Here is a 19,086-nt window from a genome sequence, read left to right on the forward strand (position 1 = left end):
TATGAGCGAGACCCACTTCGGGTTCGAGAAGGTCGACGAGGCCGAGAAGGCCGGCAAGGTGGCCGGCGTCTTCCACTCGGTGGCCAGCAAGTACGACGTGATGAACGACTTGATGTCGGGTGGGCTGCACCGGCTGTGGAAGACGTTCACCATCGCCCAGGCCGCGGTGCGGCCCGGGTACAAGGTGCTGGACATCGCCGGCGGCACCGGCGACCTGGCGCGGGCCTTTGCCCGCCAGGCCGGTCCCGCCGGCGAGGTCTGGCTGACCGACATCAATGAATCGATGCTGCGGGTCGGCCGTGACCGCCTGCTCGACAAGGGCGTGATGACGCCGGTCTGCCTGTGCGACGCCGAGCGCATTCCTTTCCCGGACAACTATTTCGATGTGGTCACGGTGGCCTTCGGCCTGCGCAACATGACGCACAAGGATGCCGCGCTGGCCGAGATGCGCCGCGTGGTCAAGCCGGGCGGCAAGGTCATGGTGCTGGAGTTCTCCAAGGTATGGAAGCCGCTGGAGAAGGTCTACGATGTCTATTCGTTCAAGGTGCTCCCCTGGCTGGGCGAACGCATCGCCGGGGATGCCCCCAGCTATCGCTACCTGGCTGAATCGATCAGAATGCATCCAGACCAGGATTCACTTGTACGTTTAATGGAACAAGCGGGCCTGGAGAAGGTCGAATACTTCAATCTGACGGCAGGAGTCGTGGCGCTCCACGTCGGGCGAAAGTACTGATCTATCACTTTTTGCTCGCGATGCGCGAATATATTGGGGGATAAATGAAGAAGTCGTCGCTTTACGGGAAATTCCTGGCGGGGTCGCTGGTTGCCGTGCTGGCATTCAGCACCACGTTCGACGCGGAAGCCAAGCGTCTGGGCGGCTCGCGCAGCGTGGGTAAGCAGTCTTCCAATGTGACGCAGCGCCAGCAGCAGGCTCCGGCCCAGCAGACGCCGCCGGCCCAGCAACCGGCGCAGCAGCCCGGCCAGCAGGCGGCACCGGCCACGGCCGGCGCTGCCGCCGCAGCCGCCGCCGCAGCCAAGCCCAAGCGCAACTGGGGCGGCATCCTGGGCGGCATCGCCGCGGGCCTGGGCATCGGCTGGCTGTTGTCGCACTTCGGCCTCGGCGGCGCGGCGCTGAGCTTCCTGTCCAACCTGATCCTGATCGCGCTGGCCGCCTTCGTCGTGATCTGGCTGATCCGCAAGTTCCGTGGCGGCGCCAGCCGTCAGCAGCCGGCCTACGCCGGCGCGGGCGGCCCGGCGGGCAGCTTCGGTGGCGAGCCCACGCCGCGCCAGCAGGAAGCGGCCCCGTCGCCGGCTTCCGTAGCTGCACCGGCGGCGGCTGCCACGGCAGCCGCTGCGACCACCGCAGCCAACGCGGTCTCGGCCGGCCAGCCCTGGGGCGTGCCGGCGGACTTCGACACCGAGGCCTTCCTGCGTAACGCCAAGGTGCACTTCGTCCGCCTGCAGGCGGCCTGGGATGCCGGCAACCTCGATGACATCCGCGAGTTCACCACGCCGGAAATGTTCGCCGAGATCAAGATGGACCTGAGCGAGCGCGGCGGCGAGTCGAACAAGACCGACGTCGTCACGCTCGAGGCGCGCATGCTGGGCATCGAATCGACGGACACGCAGCACATTGCCAGCGTCGAGTTCGCCGGCATGATCCGCGAGCGCGCGGGCGATCCGGCCCAGCCGTTCACCGAAGTCTGGAACCTCGCCAAGCCGACCACCGGCAGCGGCGGCTGGCTGCTGGCCGGTATCCAGCAGGCATCCTGAGCGGCTTTGCCGCCTCTGCGACGGCGACTGGCTTAGAATGGAGGCCCACGCGAAGGCGTGGGCCTTTTTGTTTCCGGCTTGCCTGGCCGGCTCGCCGTTGCCGCTGCCGTTGCTGTCCTGCAGGCGCCGACGCGGACCGGACGCACGGCATCCGGCAATCCAGTATCCGGCCGTACCCAGCCGTACCCAGCATTCTCTTCCACCGCCATGAGCCAACTTCCCACCCCCCTGGCCTCGCCCGCGATCACGGCACTGAACCACCTGCTGGCACAGGAGCCTTGGGCCCAGCGCATGCTCGCGCCGGCGGCCGGGCGTGTGATCCGCTTCGATGCCGCGGCGTTCACGCTGGGGCTGCGCGTGACCGACGAAGGCCTGGTCGAGGTGGCGGCAGCCGATGCCGAGCCGTCGGTGACCCTGAGCGTGCCGTTGCAGCAATGGCCGCTGGTGGCGGGCGATATCTCGTCGGGCGGTCAGGCGGCGGCGATGAAGCACGTGCGCATCGAGGGCGATGCCGAGCTGGCCAACACCGTGTCGACGCTGGCGCGCAGCCTGCGCTGGGATGCTGCCGAGGATCTGGCGCGCGCGCTGCGCGGCGTGCTCGGCGGCGTGGCGGGCGACAGCCTGGCGCAGCGCCTGGTCGACGGCGCGCGCCGGGCCCACGCGCACGCCGACGGTGTGCGGCGTGCGATGGTGGAAAATGTGACCGAATATCTGCTGGACGAGCGTCCCCTGCTCGTGCGCCATGCCGCGCTCGATACCTTCGGTGCCGAGGTGGCGGCCTTGCGCAATGACCTGGCGCGGCTGGAGAAGCGCCTGGAGAAGCTAGAGCCCGGCAGCGGCAGCGGCATGGGCCCGCGGGCACTGCCGTCGGCGCACCGCTGATGCCCGTGCGCCATACCGCCTCGACCGGCCCCCGGCCGGCCTACCTCCTGCTCCTGACTACCCCTGCATGACCCGTTTCCTGCGCCTCTGCAAGATCGTCTTCGTCGTCCTCTACTACGGGCTCGACGAACTCGTGCTGTCCGGCTTCAAGAGCCGCCGCATCCGCTTCCTGGTCAAGATCATCACCATCGGGCGCCGCCTGGATGCGCCGCGCGGCGAGCGCCTGCGGCTGGCCCTGACGCGGCTGGGCCCGATCTTCGTCAAGTTCGGCCAGGTGCTGTCGACCCGCCGCGACCTGATGCCGCAGGACATTGCCGATGAACTCGCCAAGCTGCAGGACCAGGTGCCGCCCTTCGACCCGGCGCTGGCCGTGAAGATCGTCGAGCGCTCGCTGGGCCGGCCGCTGGCGGAGCTGTTCGAGCAATTCGAGCAGCAGCCGGTGGCCAGCGCGTCGATTGCCCAGGTGCACTTCGCCAAGCTCAAGGGCGGGCCGAACCATGGGCGCGAAGTGGCGGTCAAGGTGCTGCGCCCGGGCATGCTGCCGGTGATCGACAGCGACCTGGCGCTGATGCGCGACGTCGCCACCTGGCTCGAGCGGCTCTGGGCCGACGGCAAGCGCCTCAAGCCGCGCGAGGTGGTGGCCGAGTTCGACAAGTACCTGCACGACGAACTCGACCTGATGATCGAGGCGGCCAACGCCAGCCAGCTGCGCCGCAATTTCTCCCAGACCAATCTGCTGCTGGTGCCCGAGGTGTTCTGGGACTGGTGCAGCAGCGAGGTGTTCGTGATGGAGCGCATGCATGGCATCCCCATCTCGCGCACCGAGGCCCTGCGCGCGGCCGGCGTCGACATGCACAAGCTGGCGGAGGAGGGCGTCGAGATCTTCTTCACCCAGGTGTTCCGCGACGGTTTCTTCCATGCCGACATGCACCCGGGCAATATCCTCGTCTCGGTCCAGCCGGAGACCTTCGGCCGCTATATCGCCCTCGACTTCGGCATCGTCGGCGCGCTCTCCGAATTCGACAAGAACTACCTGGCGCAGAACTTCATCGCCTTCTTCCGGCGTGACTACCACCGCGTGGCGCTGCTGCATGTGGAATCGGGCTGGGTGCCGCCGGAGACACGCGTGGAGGAGCTCGAGAGTGCCGTGCGCGCCTGCTGCGAGCCGTATTTCGACAAGCCGCTCAAGGAAATCTCGCTGGGCATGGTGCTGATGCGGCTGTTCCAGACCTCGCGCCGCTTCAATGTGGAGATCCAGCCGCAGCTGGTGCTGCTGCAGAAGACCCTGCTCAATATCGAAGGGCTGGGGCGCCAGCTCGATCCCGACCTCGACCTGTGGAAGACCGCCAAGCCCTTCCTCGAACGCTGGATGCACGAACAGGTGGGCTGGAAGGGGGCGTGGGAGCGTATCCAGATCGAGGCGCCGCAATGGGCCAAGATGCTGCCCGACTTCCCCCGCCTGGTACATCAGTTCCTGGAGCGGCGCGCGCTCACCAGCGAGGCCGGGCAGGAGAAGCTGCTGGCGGCGCTGCTGCAGGAACAGCGCCGTACCAACCGGCTGGTCGGTGTGGCCGTGCTGCTGCTCGGCGGCTTCGTGGCCGGCGTGGTGCTGACCCAGCTGTTGTCGCTGGCCGGCTACTGGTAGCCGCGGTGCCGCGCGGGCCGCTGTCGCGCCGCCGGCACAGGCCGTGGCCGGAACGCCACGCGCAGGCCTGCCGAATCTCCCGGACCCCTGGTTTTTTCTCCCGAGCGGGCCGGCGTCGCTATAATCCGCGTTTTGATTCGGCTACGACCGCAGGCAGGCGCAATCCCCAGGCGGCCCCGACCGATGAATTGGACTCCGGCGGAGTGGAGCCGGCCAGCAGCCGCTGGCGGCCGCCCGACCCGGCATTCGGTTTCTCGCCAACAGGGCATCTCTGGGCATAGGGCGGCGTCATGCTGATCTGGTTCGTCATCATCTACTGGGTAATCTCGGTCGGCATCGGCCTGTGGGCGGCGCTGCGCGTGCGCAACACCACGGACTTCGCGGTCGCCGGCCGCAGCCTGCCGTTCTACATCGTCACCGCCACCGTCTTCGCCACCTGGTTCGGCTCCGAGACGGTGCTGGGCATCCCCGCCGTGTTCCTGCGCGAGGGCTTGTCCGGCGTGGTGTCCGACCCCTTCGGTTCCTCGCTGTGCCTGATCCTGGTGGGCCTGTTCTTTGCCCGGCCGCTGTACCGGATGAACCTGCTGACCATCGGCGACTACTATCACAACCGCTACGGGCGGCTCGCCGAGGTCTTGACCACGCTGTGCATCGTGGTGTCCTACCTGGGCTGGGTGGCGGCGCAGATCAAGGCGCTCGGGCTGGTCTTCTTCACCGTCTCGGACGGCGCGCTGTCGCAGGAGGCCGGCATGATGATCGGCGCCGCCAGCGTGCTGGTCTACACGCTGTTCGGTGGCATGTGGTCGGTCGCGGTAACCGACTTCATCCAGATGATCATCATCGTGGTCGGCATGCTCTACATCGGCTACGAGGTCAGCGGCCAGGCCGGTGGCGTGGCGGCGGTGGTGTCGCACGCGGCGGCGGCCGGCAAGTTCGAGTTCCTGCCCTCGCTCGACCTGCTGCAGATCATCGGCTTCGCCGCGGCGCTGTTCACCATGATGCTGGGCTCCATTCCCCAGCAGGACGTGTTCCAGCGGGTCACCTCCTCGCGTACCGAGCAGATCGCCGGCCGCGCATCGGTGCTGGGCGGCGTGCTGTACTTCTGCTTTGCCTTCGTGCCGATGTTCCTGGCTTACTCGGCCACGCTGATCGACCCGCAGATGGTGGAGAAGTACATCAACGCCGATTCGCAGCTGATCCTGCCGCAACTGATCCTGCAGCATGCGCCGATGTTCGCCCAGGTGATGTTCTTCGGCGCGCTGCTGTCGGCCATCAAGAGCTGCGCCTCGGCTACCCTGCTGGCGCCCTCGGTGACGTTCGCCGAGAACATCCTGCGTCCGTACTTCCGCCATCTCGACGACCGCCGCTTCCTGCGCGTGATGCAGGCCGTGGTGCTGGGGTTCACCACGCTGGTGACGCTGTTCGCGCTCAACTCGCACCTGTCCATCTTCCACATGGTGGAGAACGCCTACAAGGTGACCCTGGTCTCGTCCTTCGTGCCGCTGGCCTTCGGCCTGTTCTGGAAGCCGGCCACGCGCCAGGGCGGCCTGGCCGCGATCCTGCTGGGGCTGGCGTCCTGGCTGGTGTGCGAGGTGTCCTTCGCCGACGCGGCCGTGCCGCCGCAGCTGGTGGGGCTGCTGTTCTCGGTCGGCGGCATGGTGCTGGGCTCACTGCTGCCGCAGTGGATCGGCGACCATCCGCGCGTGAAGGAAGTGCATATCGCCTGATTCGGCCGGCATCGCGTCGGCCGGCGGCGATGCCGGAAGACGGTGCGCGCGGCCGAAGGGGCTTAGCAGGCGCCTTGTCCCCCCTCTTTTCCCCGGGCCAGCTTTCCCGCGAACGGTTTATAATTCAAGGCTTTGCATCGCCGGTTGCCGTGTCCCCGGGCATCGATCCGCCTTCGCGGCACCGGGGTTTGCCGGAATTCCACCCCAGTCTTTCACCATAGAGCCACCATGCCGATCTATGCCTACCGTTGCGACGCCTGCGGCCACGGGCGCGATGTGCTGCAGAAAATGAGCGATGCTCCGCTTACCGACTGCCCTTCGTGCGGTGCGAGCGGCACATTCAAGAAGCAGCTGACCGCGGCCGGCTTCCAGCTGAAAGGCTCGGGCTGGTACGTGACCGATTTCCGTGGCGGCAGCGGCGGTACCAGTGCGCCGGCCAGCTCGTCGACGTCCGCCGCTTCCTCGTCATCCGACGCGGGCGCGGCATCCTCTGCCGGCGCCGGTTCGGACTCGGCGGCCAGCACGCCGGCCGCCTCGGGCGGTTGCGGCAGCGCCTGTGCCTGCCACTGAGCCCAGGTAAGCCGTGGCGAGCAACAAGACGTCGGCCCTGAAGACCTGGTTCCTGACCGGGCTGCTGGTGCTGGTACCGCTGGGCATCACCCTGTGGGTGCTGAACCTCGTCATCAGCACCATGGACCAGAGCCTGGCGCTGCTGCCGCTGTCCTGGCGGCCCGATCGCCTGATCGGCTGGCGCGTGCCCGGGCTGGGCGCGATCCTGACGCTGCTGTTCATTCTGCTGGTGGGCATGCTGGCCCACAACTTCATCGGCCAGCGCCTGGTGCGCTGGTGGGAAGCCCTGCTGCGCCACATTCCCGTGGTCGGCCCCATCTACACGAGCGTCAAGCAGGTCTCGGATACCTTGCTGTCGTCTTCCGGCAATGCCTTCCGCAAGGCGCTGCTGGTGCAGTACCCGCGCGAAGGCTCGTGGACCATCGCCTTCCTGACCGGCCGGCCGGGCGGCGACGTGCAGAACCACCTGCAGGGCGAATACGTGAGCGTCTACGTGCCCACCACGCCCAACCCGACCTCGGGCTTCTTCCTGATGATGCCCAAGGCCGACACCATCGAACTCGACATGACCGTCGATGCCGCGCTCAAGTACATCGTTTCGATGGGCGTGGTGGCACCGGCCGACCTGCCGCGCAAGCACGGTGGCGGCGCCCGCGCCGCCGATGCCGCGGCACCGGCGCATGCCAGGCCGGCCGAAGAAGCGGCCGACCCTTCGCACACCAATTGACCGCGGCCGCCCGGGGCGGCCGCGACATTCCAGGGATCCTTTTATGTCCTCCATGCGTACTCACTACTGCGGTCTGGTGACCGAACAACTGATCGGCCAGGAAGTGGCCCTGACCGGCTGGGTGCAGCGCCGCCGCGACCACGGTGGCGTGATCTTCATCGACCTGCGCGACCGCGAAGGCCTGGTGCAGGTCGTGTGCGACCCCGACCGTCCCGAGATGTTCAAGGTCGCGGAAGAGATCCGCAATGAGTTCTGCATCCGTATCACCGGCAAGGTGCGCGCCCGTCCGGACGGTACCGAGAACAGCAACCTGACCTCGGGCAAGATCGAGGTGCTGTGCCACGAACTGGCCGTGCTGAACCCGTCGGTCACGCCCCCGTTCCAGCTCGATGACGACAACCTGTCCGAGACCACGCGCCTGACGCACCGCGTGCTGGACCTGCGCCGCCCGCAGATGCAGTACAACCTGCGCCTGCGCTACAAGGTGGCGATGGAAGTGCGCAAGTACCTCGATGCCCAGGGCTTCATCGACATCGAGACGCCGATGCTGGGCAAGAGCACGCCGGAAGGCGCGCGCGACTACCTGGTGCCGTCGCGCGTCAACCCGGGCCACTTCTTCGCGCTGCCGCAGTCGCCGCAGCTGTTCAAGCAGATGCTGATGGTGTCGGGCTTCGACCGCTACTACCAGATCACCAAGTGCTTCCGCGACGAAGACCTGCGCGCCGACCGCCAGCCCGAGTTCACGCAGATCGACTGCGAGACCTCCTTCCTGACCGAGCAGGACATCCGCGACATGTTCGAGAACATGATCCGCACCGTGTTCAAGAACACCATGTCGGTGGACCTGGATGCCAAGTTCCCGGTGATGGAGTTCCGCGAGGCCATGGCCCGCTTCGGCTCGGACAAGCCGGACCTGCGTGTCAAGCTCGAATTCACCGAGCTGACGGACGTGATGAAGGACGTCGACTTCAAGGTCTTCTCCGGCCCGGCCAACGCCGAAGGCGGCCGCGTGGTGGCGCTGCGCGTGCCGGGCGGCGCCCAGATCAGCCGCAGCGAGATCGATGCCTATACCCAGTTCGTCGCCATCTACGGTGCCAAGGGCCTGGCCTGGATCAAGGTCAACGAACTGGCCAAGGGCCGTGACGGCCTGCAGTCGCCGATCGTCAAGAACCTGCATGACGCGGCCATCGCCGAGATCCTGAAGCGCACCGGCGCCCAGGACGGCGACGTGATCTTCTTCGGCGCCGACAAGGCCAAGGTCGTCAACGACGCCATCGGCGCGCTGCGCCTGAAGATCGGCCACTCCGAGTTCGGCAAGTCCAGCGGCCTGTTCGAGGACGCCTGGAAGCCGCTGTGGGTGGTGGACTTCCCGATGTTCGAGTACGACGAGGAAGACGCGCGCTGGGTGGCCATGCACCACCCGTTCACCAGCCCGAAGGACGAGCACCTCGAGTACCTGGAGACCGACCCGGGCAAGTGCCTGGCCAAGGCCTACGACATGGTGCTCAACGGCTGGGAGATCGGTGGCGGTTCGGTGCGTATCTTCCGCGCCGACGTGCAGAGCAAGGTGTTCCGCGCGCTCAAGATCAACGACGAGGAAGCCCGCGTCAAGTTCGGCTACCTGCTGGATGCGCTGCAATACGGTGCGCCCCCGCACGGCGGCATCGCCTTCGGCCTGGACCGCATCGTGACCATGATGGCCGGCGCCGACTCGATCCGTGACGTGATCGCCTTCCCGAAGACCCAGCGTGCCCAGGACCTGCTGACCCAGGCCCCGAGCGCGGTCGACGAGAAGCAATTGCGCGAACTGCACATCCGCCTGCGCCAGGCCGAGCCGAAGGCCGGCTGAGCCACGGCGGCATCACGCCGGGCAGGGAAAGGCCGCGCACAAGCGCGGCTTTTTTTTCGCGTGGTGCCGGGCGCTTGGTTTCCAATTGTTACCGTCCGGAACGAAGCGCCGCGCCGCCGTGTCCTTCTGCTTCAGGCACATGCCGTGGGCCCGCGACGAGGCTGCGGGCGGTGCCGCGACGACTGTTGGGAGGACTGCTCGTGAACCTGGATGTTGAACTGATCCGCCAGTTCCTGCTGGCCCATGCCGAGACCTTGCTGGCCTGGCTGGCGGCGGGGCTGGCGATGCTGCTGCTGGCGCGTTTCGAACTGCGGCGCGCCGTGCGCCGCGCCACCCAGGCCATGGCCGAATCGGTGGCCACCACGGTGGCCGCCTGCGTGCCGGATATCGCCCATGCCGTGCGCGGCGATGAGGGCAACGGCGCGGCCGCGCCGGTCGAGGCCCAGCGTGCCGAGGCCCTGCGCCGCGTGGCGCTGGATACCGTGGCGACGGTGATGGCGCGCGAACGCTGGCTGGGCGACCTGGGCAATCTGCGCCTGCCCGACGAGGCGCTGCTGGCCGGCCGCCGCGGCGCCGGCGCGGATCCGCTGCTGGTGGTGGCGCCGCAGCCCGTGGTCCAGGCCTACCTGGCGGCGCAACGCGTGTTCGAGGAAGAAGCCGCCGCGCTGCAGGCGATGCGGCGCGAGGCCCAGGCCCTGCAGGACAGCGTCCAGGCACTGGCTGGCGAGGCCGAGCGCATCGACCAGGAGACCGCTGCCATCGTGCTGCGTTTCGAGCAGGCCAACGCGCAGGCGGCGGGCGCAGACGGGGGCGACTACCAGCGCCTGCTGATCCAGAAGTACAACGCGCTCGGCCTGCGCGAGAAGGAGGTGGCCCAGCAGCGTGGCCGGTGCCGGCAGCAGGCCCATGACAGCGCCGAGACGCTGGCCCGGCGGGCTGTCGAGGGCGCCCGCCGCTACGGGTGGGAACTGCTGCCGCTGATGGAGCAACTGCGCGCGGCCTGGGGGCATGGCGATACGCCGGCCGTGTTCGATACCTGGCTGGGCGAGCCGCCCGCCGTGCCGCCCACCTCGCCGTCCGCCGCGTCGTCCGCCGCGTCGTCAGCGCGCGGCGACGCCGCCGCCTGATGCGCGGCGCCGCGCCGGGCCTGGAAAGCCGGCGGAGCCGCCCGAATTTTCCTGGCGCGGTGGCCCATCTGGGGTAAGCTTAGGTTCGCTGTCGCCCGCCGTCGCTGCCGCATCTCCCATGTCCTACAAGATTCCCGAATCCGTACTCGTTGTCATTCACACCCCCGATCTCCAGGTGCTGCTGCTGGAGCGGGCCGACCGGCCGGGTTTCTGGCAGTCCGTGACCGGCAGCCTGGATGCCGTGGACGAGCCGCTGGCCGGGACGGCGGCGCGCGAGGTGGCGGAAGAGACGGGCATCGTGGCCAGCGAGCATGTGCTCACGGACTGGCACCACACCATCGAATACGAGATCTATCCACAGTGGCGCCATCGCTATGCCCCGGGCGTCACCCGCAACACGGAGCATTGGTTCGGCCTGTGCGTGGCGCGGCCGCTGGAACCGAAGCTGGCGCCGCGCGAGCACCTGCAGTGGCAATGGCTGCCCTGGGAGCAGGCCGCCGAGCGCTGCTTCTCGCGCAGCAATGCGGAAGCGGTGCGCCAGCTGGCCTGGCGCGTGGCGCCGTGCGGAGCTGCTTGATGAAGCTGCGCGTCGTCACTTACAACATCCACAAGGGCGTGACGGGCATCGCGCGCCGGCCGCGCATCCAGAACGTGCGCGACGGCTTGCAGGCCATGGATGCCGACATCGTGTTCCTGCAGGAGGTGCAGGACCGCAACGACCGCCTGGTCGCGGCGGCGCTGTTCGATCCCGACCACACGCAGCTCAACTACCTGGCCACCGACGCCTATCCGCACGCGGTCTACGGACGCAACGCGGTCTACGACCATGGCCACCACGGCAACGCCATCCTGTCGCGCCATCCGATCCTGATGTCGGAAAACCTCGACATCTCCGACCATCGCTTCGAGCAGCGCGGCCTGCTGCATGCGGTGGCGGACGTCAACGGCATCGAGGCGCACCTGATCTGCGTGCACTTCGGCCTGTTCGCCCGCAGCCGCGCGCGCCAGGCCGAGGCGCTGGTGGAGCGGGTGCGCAAGGTGGTGCCGCGCGAGGCGCCGCTGGTGATCGCCGGCGATTTCAATGACTGGAACCACCGGCTCGATGCCAGCATCTGCTCCACCCTCGGCGTGCTGGAGGCCTCGCACGCGCGCGGCGCCCGCCTGCACACCTTTCCCAGCCACATGCCCTGGTGGCAGCTCGATCGCATCTACGTGCGCGGCTTCCACATCGAGCGGGCCGCCGCCCTGACCGGGCGCGACTGGGCCCAGCGTTCCGACCATGTGCCGCTGGTGGCCGAACTGGCCCGCGGTGGCGATCCCGGGCTGGCGGACGCGGCCTGACAGGATGCGGTGCCACGCCTTGCCGGGCGTGCCTTGACGGATGTTTCAGTCCGGCTGCGGCCAGGGCGTGGCGTGGGCGCGGACCAGGGCGCAGATGCCGTCGATGTCCGCCAGGTCCAGCACCGGCAGTGCGGTGAGGGTACCCACTTCGGCCACGGCGTCGCTGGCTACAGCGATCACGCCAGGCGTGTCCGGCCAAAGCGGTGGCCGCCCGTGGGCGGGGCGGAAGACCTCCAGCTTCGGGATGCCGCTGCGCTTGTAGCCTTCCACCAGCACCAGGTCGATGTCGGCGGGCAGCACGGCCAGGGCATCGGCCAGCTCCGGCGACGGGTGGTCCTCGGGATAGCGGCGCAGCAGCGTCAGGTGGCGCGCGCCGACCAGGACCACGTTTTCGCAGCCGGCTTCGCGCATGCGCCAGGAGTCCTTGCCCGGCGTATCCGGATCGAAGCCGTGATGGGTGTGCTTGACGCCCGCCACGCGCAGGCCGGCGCCGACCAGGCGCGCGATCAGTTGGTCGAGCAGGGTGGTCTTGCCGCTGCCGGACGTGCCGGCGATGCCGAATACCTTCAAGATGCGTTCCGTGGGGGCGTGGTCGAATGATCCCGACGATAGCAGATTGCGGCCGCGCGGCGCATCCCGCGCCCTGGCCTGCGGCGCCGGCGTGGCCGATAATCACCGCATGTCACGGATAACCAACCCGGCCGGCCCGGCGCGGCCGGAAGTCAAGGCGACGGCGTTCGCGCCCGGTGCCCATGGCCGCCCGGCCGGCCCGCTGCGCTCGGAGTGGCGCCGCGGCCGGCCCGTGGGGGGCAACCACGTGCGTTTGCTGCACGGCGGTGCCGAGTTCTTCCCGGCGCTGATCGGCGCCATCGACCGTGCCCTGTTCTCGGTGGCGCTGGAGACCTATATCTATGCGGACGATGCCGTCGGCGCGGCGGTGACCGACGCGCTGGTGCGTGCCGCGCAGCGCGGCGTGGACGTGCGCGTGGCGGTCGACGGCTTCGGCGCCGGCGACATGCCGGCCACGCTGGCGGCAAGGCTGCGCGAGGCCGGCGCCGGCTTCCGCATCTATCGGCCGCTGCGCGGTTTCCGCCTGGCGCGGCGCCACCTGAGGCGGCTGCACCGCAAGCTGGCGGTGATCGATGGCCGCATCGGCTTCGTCGGCGGCATCAATATCATCGACGACCATAACCACGGCCCGATGGACGACGCCGGCCTGGGACCACGCTACGATTTCGCGGTGGCGGTGGAAGGGCCGCTGGTCGACCAGATCGCCCTGACCACCGAGCGGCTCTGGTGGCAGCTGTCGCTGCGCGACGAGATGCAGATGATCGGCCTGGCCGGCGCCGCCGCCGAGTTCCCGCTGCTCACCGACCTGCCGCCGGCCCAGCGCCAGGACAGCGCGGGCAGCATGCGCGCGGCGCTGCTGCTGCGCGACAACCTGCGCAACCGCCGCGCCATCGAGCGCGCCTACCTGCAGGCGCTTGGCGCCGCGCGCCGCGATGTCGTCCTTGCCAACGCCTACTTCCTGCCGGGACACAAGCTGCGCCGCGCGCTGCTGTCGTGCCGGCGCCGCGGCGTGCGCGTGCGGCTGCTGCTGCAGGGCAGGGTGGAATACCGCCTGCAGCACTACGCCACCCATGCGCTGTACGCGACGCTGCTGGAGGCGGGCGTGGAGATCCACGAGTACGACGACAGCTTCCTTCACGCCAAGGTGGCCGTGGTCGACGACACCTGGGCCACCGTCGGCTCCAGCAATATGGACCCGTTCAGCCTGCTGCTCGCGCGCGAGGCCAACGTGGCGGTGTACGATGCCGGCTTCTGCGCCGGGCTGCGTGCCGAACTGGAACATGCCATCTCGCAGCGCAGCGTGCCGGTGCGCGCCGACGCGCATGCCAGGCGCTCGCCGCTGCGCCGGCTGGTCAACTGGGCTTCCTACCTGGTGCTCCGGCTCGGTGTCATGATCACCGGCGTGACCGGCCGCTACTGAGTCTTGCTGCTCTGCCGCATGCACCACCGCAAGCCCTTGCGCGGCAGTCCTGTCGGCCATGCTGCGGCGCGCTCCGTTTAGAAACGGTGATCTAATTAATTGCTTGCTGCCGGACGGGCCCATTCACAATAATCTGAACGACCGTTCTTTTTTGGCTTAGACTGCGTGCATTCGCGGCTGCCAGGGCAGCCGCAAGGTCAACGTCAGATCAACGTCAGATACGTGGCATGCAGCGTGCTGCCACGCAAAAGAACGGAGAAATCAATCATGCGACACCAGTCAGCCCGTCTCGAATCCGCCGCTTCCGCCTCGCCCGCGCCCATGCGCAAGGGCGAGCTGACGCGCGCGGCCATTCTGGACGCCGCACTGGAACTGTCGTCCCGCGACGGGCTCGAAGGGCTGACCATCGGCCTGCTCGCGGAACGCATGCAGATGAGCAAGAGCGGCGTTTTCGCGCATTTCGGTTCGCGCGAAGACCTGCAGGTGGAAGTGGTGCGCGAGTATCACCGCCGGTTCGAGCAGGAGGTGTTCTATCCCTCCCTGCAGGAGCCGCGTGGCCTGCCGCGCCTGTGGTCGATGGTTCGCCGGTGGATGGAAAAGCGCATCCAGGAAGTGACCACCGGCTGCATCTACATCAGCGGCGCGGTCGAATATGACGACCGTGCGGGCAGTTCGGTACGTGACGAACTCGTCAAGAGCGTCACCATCTGGCGCGCCGCGCTGACGCGCGCCATCGCCCAGGCCAAGGAAGAGGGGCACCTGCGTGCGGATTGCGATCCGCGCCTGATGCTGTTCGAGATGTACAGCCTTGAACTAGGCTTGCATCATGACGCCCGCTTCCTGCGCCTGCCTGACAGCGCCGAACTTGCCATGGTCGCGTTGAACAAGCTGATCCAGTCGTACCGTACCTGAGGCCGCCGCGGCGTTCCGTGCCCACCATGCGCACGGTCGGCTCGGCGGCATCACAACCTCGAAGGAGTCTTTGATGGGCCAGTACACCGCACCGTTGCGCGACATGCAGTTCGTGCTCCATGAATTGCTCGGCGTGGAAGCCGAACTCAAGGCGATGCCGCCGCACGCCGACATCGACGCGGATACCATCAACCAGGTGCTCGAGGAAGCGGGCAAGTTCTGCTCCGAGGTCATCTTCCCGCTCAACCAGAGCGGCGACCGCGAAGGCTGCACCTACGTCGGCGACGGCGTGGTGCGCGCGCCCAAGGGATTCAAGGAAGCCTACCGGCAGTATGTCGAGGCCGGCTGGCCGGCGCTGGGCTGCGATCCGCAGTACGGCGGCCAGGGCCTGCCCATCCTGGTCAACAATGCGCTGTACGAGATGCTGAACTCGGCCAACCAGGCCTGGACCATGTATCCCGGCCTGTCGCATGGCGCCTACGAGGCCCTGCACGCGCACGGCACGCCCGAACTGCAGCAGCGCTACCTGCCCAAGCTGGTCTCCGGCGAGTGGACCGGCACCATGTGCCTGACCGAGCCGCACTGCGGCACCGACCTGGGCATCCTGCGCACCAAGGCCGAACCGGCCGCCGACGGCTCCTATCGCCTGACCGGCACCAAGATCTTCATCTCGGCCGGCGAGCACGACCTGTCCGAGAACATCATCCACCTGGTGCTGGCGCGCCTGCCGGACGCGCCGCAGGGTACCAAGGGCATCTCGCTGTTCGTGGTGCCCAAGTTCATCCCCGACGCCGACGGCAAGCCGGGCCAGCGCAACGGCATCCAGTGCGGCTCGATCGAGCACAAGATGGGCATCCACGGCAACGCCACCTGCGTGATGAACCTGGACGGTGCGCAGGGCTGGATGGTGGGCGAGCCCAACAAGGGCCTGAACGCCATGTTCGTGATGATGAACGCGGCCCGCCTGGGCGTGGGCATGCAGGGCCTGGGCCTGACCGAGGTGGCCTACCAGAATTCGCTGGCCTACGCCAAGGACCGCCTGCAGATGCGCGCGCTGACCGGTCCCAAGGCGCCGGACAAGCCGGCCGACCCCATCATCGTGCATCCGGACGTGCGCCGCATGCTGCTGACGCAGAAGGCCTACGCCGAAGGCGGCCGCGCCTTCAGCTACTGGGCCGCGCTGCAGATCGACCGCGAACTGTCGCACCCGGACGAGGCCGTGCGCAAGCAGGCCGCCGACCTGGTGGCGCTGCTGACGCCGGTGATCAAGGCTTTCCTGACCGACAACGCCTTCACCGCCACCAACGAGGGCATGCAGGTGTTCGGCGGCCACGGCTACATCTCCGAATGGGGCATGGAGCAGCACGTGCGCGACGCCCGTATCAACATGATCTACGAGGGCACCAACACGATCCAGGCGCTCGACTTGCTGGGCCGCAAGATCCTGGGCGACATGGGCGCCAAGATGAAGGCCTTCGGCAAGATCGTGCAGGACTTCGTCGAGGCCGAAGGCACCAACGAAGCCATGCAGGAGTTCGTCAACCCGCTGGCCGACCTGGGCGACAAGGTGCAGAAGCTGACCATGGAAATCGGCATGAAGGCGATGGGCAACGCCGACGAAGTGGGCGCCGCCGCCGTGCCTTACCTGCGCGTGGTGGGCCACCTGGTGTTCTCGTACTTCTGGGCACGCATGGCCAAGATCGCGCTGGAGAAGGAAGCCGGCGGCGACAAGTTCTACACGTCCAAGCTGGCCACCGCACGGTTCTACTTCGCCAGGCTGCTGCCGGAAACGGCCGCCGAGATCCGCAAGGCGCGCGCCGGTTCGGCCACGCTGATGGCGCTGGACGCCGACCTGTTCTGAGGCGGCGCGGCCCGAGGCGGGAGTTCCTCGCCAGCGCGGGTTTGCTCCCCTCTCCCATGCAATGGGAGAGGGGCCGGGGGTGAGGGCCGGCGGTGCTTGTTGCGATCACGCATGGTCCAGCGCCTGCCCTCACCCCCAACCCCTCTCCCGCAAGCGGGAGAGGGGAGCCGCCAAGCAGGGTACCCGCCGCCAGCCATCGTCTCAGCCACCCCCACACACCTCCAACGCTCACCTCCCAAGGAGCGCGCATGTCCAATTTCATCGTCAAGAAAGTCGCCGTGCTCGGTGCCGGCGTCATGGGCGCGCAGATCGCCGCCCACCTCGTCAACGCGCGCGTGCCAGTCGTGCTGTTCGACCTGCCTGCCAAGGAAGGTCCCAAGAACGGCATCGCGCTGCGTGCCATCGACAACCTCAAGAAGCTGTCTCCCGCCCCGCTGGGCATCAAGGACGAAGCCGGCCTGATCCGCCCCGCCAACTACGAGGACGATCTCGCCCTGCTGGGTGAATGCGACCTGGTCATCGAGGCGATCGCCGAGCGCATGGACTGGAAGCACGACCTGTACAAGAAGGTACAGGGCGCGCTGGCGCCGCATGCGATCTTCGCCACCAACACCTCGGGCCTGTCGATCACGGCGCTGTCCGAAGGCTTCGACGCCGGCCTCAAGGCGCGCTTCTGCGGCGTGCACTTCTTCAACCCGCCGCGCTACATGCACCTGGTGGAGCTGATTCCGACCGCCACTACGCAGCCGGAGATCCTGGACCACCTGGAAGCCTTCCTGACCACCACGCTGGGCAAGGGCGTGGTGCGAGCCAAGGACACGCCCAACTTCATCGCCAACCGCGTTGGCATCTTCTCCATCCTGGCGGTGTTCGCCGAGGCCGAGAAGTACGGCATTCCCTTCGATGTGGTCGATGACCTGACCGGTTCCAAGCTGGGCCGCGCCAAGTCGGCAACCTTCCGCACCGCCGATGTGGTGGGCCTGGACACCATGGCCCACGTGATCAAGACCATGCAGGACAACCTGCAGGATGATCCTTTCGCACCGGTGTACAAGACCCCGGCCGTGCTCAAGGGCCTGGTCGATGCCGGCGCGCTCGGCCAGAAGACCGGCGCCGGTTTCTACAAGAAGGACGGCAAGGCCATCAAGGTGCTCGACGCCAAGACCGGCCAGTACGTCGACTCGGGCAAGAAGGCAGACGAGATCGTGGTGCGCATGCTGAAGAAGGAGCCGGCCGAGCGCATCAAGCTGCTGCGTGAATCGTCCAATCCGCAGGCGCAGTTCCTGTGGAGCGTGTTCCGCGACGTGTTCCACTACATCGCGGTCTACCTTGAGCAGATCGCCGGTTCCGCCGCCGACGTCGACCTGGCGATCCGCTGGGGCTTCGGCTGGAGCAGCGGACCCTTCGAGGACTGGCAGGCGGCCGGCTGGAAGCAGGTGGCCGAATGGGTCAAGGAAGACGTCGAGGGCGGCAAGGCGCTGTCCAAGGCACCGCTGCCGGCCTGGGTGTTCGAAGGTCCGGTGGCCGAGGCGCAGGGCGTGCATACCGCGGCAGGCTCCTGGGCGCCCGCCACGCACTCCTTCGCCGCGCGCAGCGCACTGCCGGTGTACCAGCGCCAGCTGTTCCGTGCCGCGCTGAAGGGCTCGGCGGCGCTCGACCCGCGCCAGGCCGGCCGTACCGTCGAGGAGAACGACGCCGCGCGCATCTGGGTGGCCGACGGCCAGGATGACGTGCTGGTGATCTCGTTCAAGAGCAAGATGAACACCATCGGGCCGGACGTGATCGACGCGCTGACGCGCGCCGTCGACCTGGCCGAAGCCGGGTACAAGGGCCTGGTGGTATGGCAGCCGACCTCGCTGCAGCTGGGCGCGCCCGGCGGCCCGTTCTCCGCCGGCGCCAACCTGGAGGCGGCCATGCCGGCCTTCATGATGGGTGGTGCCAAGGGCATCGAGCCCTTCGTCAAGAAGTTCCAGGACGGCATGATGCGCGTCAAGTACGCACAGGTGCCGGTGGTGTCGGCGGCTTCCGGCATCGCGCTGGGCGGCGGCTGCGAGCTGATGCTGCATTCGGCACGGCGCGTGGTGGCGCTCGAGACCTACATCGGCCTGGTGGAGGTCGGCGTGGGCCTGGTGCCGGCCGGCGGCGGTCTCAAGGAAGCGGCGCTGGCGGCTGCGCGCGCGGCGCAGGCAGCCGGCAGCACCAACCTGCTGCAGTTCCTCACCAATCGCTTCCAGGCGGCGGCCATGGCCAAGGTCTCCGCGTCGGCGCTCGACGCGCGCAAGATCGGCTACCTGCAGGAATCCGATCCCGTCGTGTTCAACGTGCACGAGCTGCTGCACGTCGCGCTGCAGCAGGTGCGCGCGCTGGCCGACGCCGGCTACCGTCCGCCGGTGGCGGGCGCGCTGGTGCCGGTGGCGGGCCGCTCGGGCATCGCCACCATCAAGGCCTCGCTGGTGAACCTGCGCGACGGCGGCTTTATCTCGGCCCACGATTTCCTGATCGCCAGCCGGATCGCCGAAGCGGTGTGCGGCGGTGACGTCGAGGCGGGTTCGCTGGTCAGCGAGGAATGGCTGCTGGCGCTGGAGCGCCGCGCCTTCGTCGACCTGCTGGGCACGGCCAAGACGCAGGAACGCATCATGGGCATGCTGCAGACCGGCAAGCCGGTGCGCAACTAACAGGCAA

Annotated in this window: 16 protein-coding genes; 15 read left to right on the forward strand and 1 reads right to left on the reverse strand. The window is 68.1% G+C overall.

What is annotated here, in order from left to right:
• The first annotated feature begins 1 nt into the window (after position 1).
• The 11 genes from ubiE to BKK81_RS04645 all read left to right on the forward strand — a co-directional run bounded on the left by ubiE (position 2) and on the right by BKK81_RS04645 (position 11,641).
• Positions 2 to 733: a bifunctional demethylmenaquinone methyltransferase/2-methoxy-6-polyprenyl-1,4-benzoquinol methylase UbiE gene (gene ubiE, locus BKK81_RS04595; protein ID WP_071010971.1), complete on the forward strand. Its 732-nt coding sequence runs from the start codon at positions 2 to 4 to the stop codon at positions 731 to 733.
• Positions 734 to 777: 44 nt separating this feature from the next.
• A complete protein-coding gene (locus tag BKK81_RS04600; RefSeq protein ID WP_197523947.1) occupies positions 778 to 1,773 on the forward strand; it encodes a Tim44 domain-containing protein in 996 nt (331 codons plus the stop codon).
• A gap of 207 nt (positions 1,774 to 1,980) precedes the next feature.
• Positions 1,981 to 2,655 carry a ubiquinone biosynthesis accessory factor UbiJ gene (locus BKK81_RS04605; protein ID WP_071010972.1) on the forward strand — a complete coding sequence of 225 codons (675 nt, stop codon included), beginning with the start codon at positions 1,981 to 1,983 and terminating at the stop codon, positions 2,653 to 2,655.
• A gap of 67 nt (positions 2,656 to 2,722) precedes the next feature.
• The gene (gene ubiB / locus BKK81_RS04610) at positions 2,723 to 4,300 is read left to right on the forward strand and encodes a ubiquinone biosynthesis regulatory protein kinase UbiB (protein ID WP_071010974.1); all 1,578 of its coding nucleotides are present in this window, start codon (positions 2,723 to 2,725) and stop codon (positions 4,298 to 4,300) included.
• Positions 4,301 to 4,590: 290 nt separating this feature from the next.
• On the forward strand, positions 4,591 to 6,027 hold the full coding sequence (locus BKK81_RS04615; protein WP_071010975.1) for a sodium:solute symporter family protein: 1,437 nt from the start codon (positions 4,591 to 4,593) through the stop codon (positions 6,025 to 6,027).
• Positions 6,028 to 6,255: 228 nt separating this feature from the next.
• The gene (locus tag BKK81_RS04620) at positions 6,256 to 6,597 is read left to right on the forward strand and encodes an FmdB family zinc ribbon protein (protein ID WP_071010977.1); all 342 of its coding nucleotides are present in this window, start codon (positions 6,256 to 6,258) and stop codon (positions 6,595 to 6,597) included.
• A 13-nt stretch (positions 6,598 to 6,610) separates the two neighbouring features.
• On the forward strand, positions 6,611 to 7,324 hold the full coding sequence (locus tag BKK81_RS04625; protein ID WP_071010979.1) for a DUF502 domain-containing protein: 714 nt from the start codon (positions 6,611 to 6,613) through the stop codon (positions 7,322 to 7,324).
• Between the two features lie 43 nt (positions 7,325 to 7,367).
• Positions 7,368 to 9,173 (forward strand): aspartate--tRNA ligase, encoded by a 1,806-nt coding sequence (gene aspS, locus BKK81_RS04630; protein WP_071010980.1) that lies wholly within the window; start codon positions 7,368 to 7,370, stop codon positions 9,171 to 9,173.
• 200 nt (positions 9,174 to 9,373) lie between these two features.
• A complete protein-coding gene (locus BKK81_RS04635) occupies positions 9,374 to 10,300 on the forward strand; it encodes a hypothetical protein (protein WP_071010982.1) in 927 nt (308 codons plus the stop codon).
• Between the two features lie 118 nt (positions 10,301 to 10,418).
• Positions 10,419 to 10,877, forward strand: coding sequence for a dihydroneopterin triphosphate diphosphatase (nudB, locus tag BKK81_RS04640; RefSeq protein ID WP_071010983.1), 459 nt, complete (start codon positions 10,419 to 10,421; stop codon positions 10,875 to 10,877).
• Complete coding sequence (locus BKK81_RS04645; protein WP_071010985.1) at positions 10,877 to 11,641, forward strand: endonuclease/exonuclease/phosphatase family protein; 765 nt, start codon at positions 10,877 to 10,879, stop codon at positions 11,639 to 11,641. Before nudB ends, BKK81_RS04645 begins: the two co-directional genes overlap by 1 nt.
• Before the next feature lie 45 nt (positions 11,642 to 11,686).
• Here BKK81_RS04645 and mobB read toward each other — a convergent pair whose 3' ends face one another.
• A complete protein-coding gene (mobB, locus tag BKK81_RS04650) occupies positions 11,687 to 12,211 on the reverse strand; it encodes a molybdopterin-guanine dinucleotide biosynthesis protein B (RefSeq protein WP_071010987.1) in 525 nt (174 codons plus the stop codon).
• Positions 12,212 to 12,320: 109 nt separating this feature from the next.
• Between mobB and clsB the strand changes: the two genes are divergently transcribed.
• The 4 genes from clsB to BKK81_RS04670 all read left to right on the forward strand — a co-directional run bounded on the left by clsB (position 12,321) and on the right by BKK81_RS04670 (position 19,079).
• Positions 12,321 to 13,631: a cardiolipin synthase ClsB gene (clsB, locus tag BKK81_RS04655; protein ID WP_071016057.1), complete on the forward strand. Its 1,311-nt coding sequence runs from the start codon at positions 12,321 to 12,323 to the stop codon at positions 13,629 to 13,631.
• 321 nt (positions 13,632 to 13,952) lie between these two features.
• Complete coding sequence (locus BKK81_RS04660) at positions 13,953 to 14,543, forward strand: TetR/AcrR family transcriptional regulator (protein WP_071010988.1); 591 nt, start codon at positions 13,953 to 13,955, stop codon at positions 14,541 to 14,543.
• A 73-nt stretch (positions 14,544 to 14,616) separates the two neighbouring features.
• Complete coding sequence (locus tag BKK81_RS04665; protein ID WP_071010990.1) at positions 14,617 to 16,404, forward strand: acyl-CoA dehydrogenase C-terminal domain-containing protein; 1,788 nt, start codon at positions 14,617 to 14,619, stop codon at positions 16,402 to 16,404.
• Positions 16,405 to 16,652: 248 nt separating this feature from the next.
• Positions 16,653 to 19,079, forward strand: a complete 2,427-nt coding sequence (locus BKK81_RS04670) for a 3-hydroxyacyl-CoA dehydrogenase/enoyl-CoA hydratase family protein (RefSeq protein ID WP_071010991.1) — start codon at positions 16,653 to 16,655, stop codon at positions 19,077 to 19,079.
• Positions 19,080 to 19,086 lie beyond the last annotated feature (7 nt).

This window comes from Cupriavidus sp. USMAHM13, from assembly GCF_001854285.1.
GTDB classification, from domain to species: Bacteria; Pseudomonadota; Gammaproteobacteria; order Burkholderiales; family Burkholderiaceae; genus Cupriavidus; species Cupriavidus malaysiensis.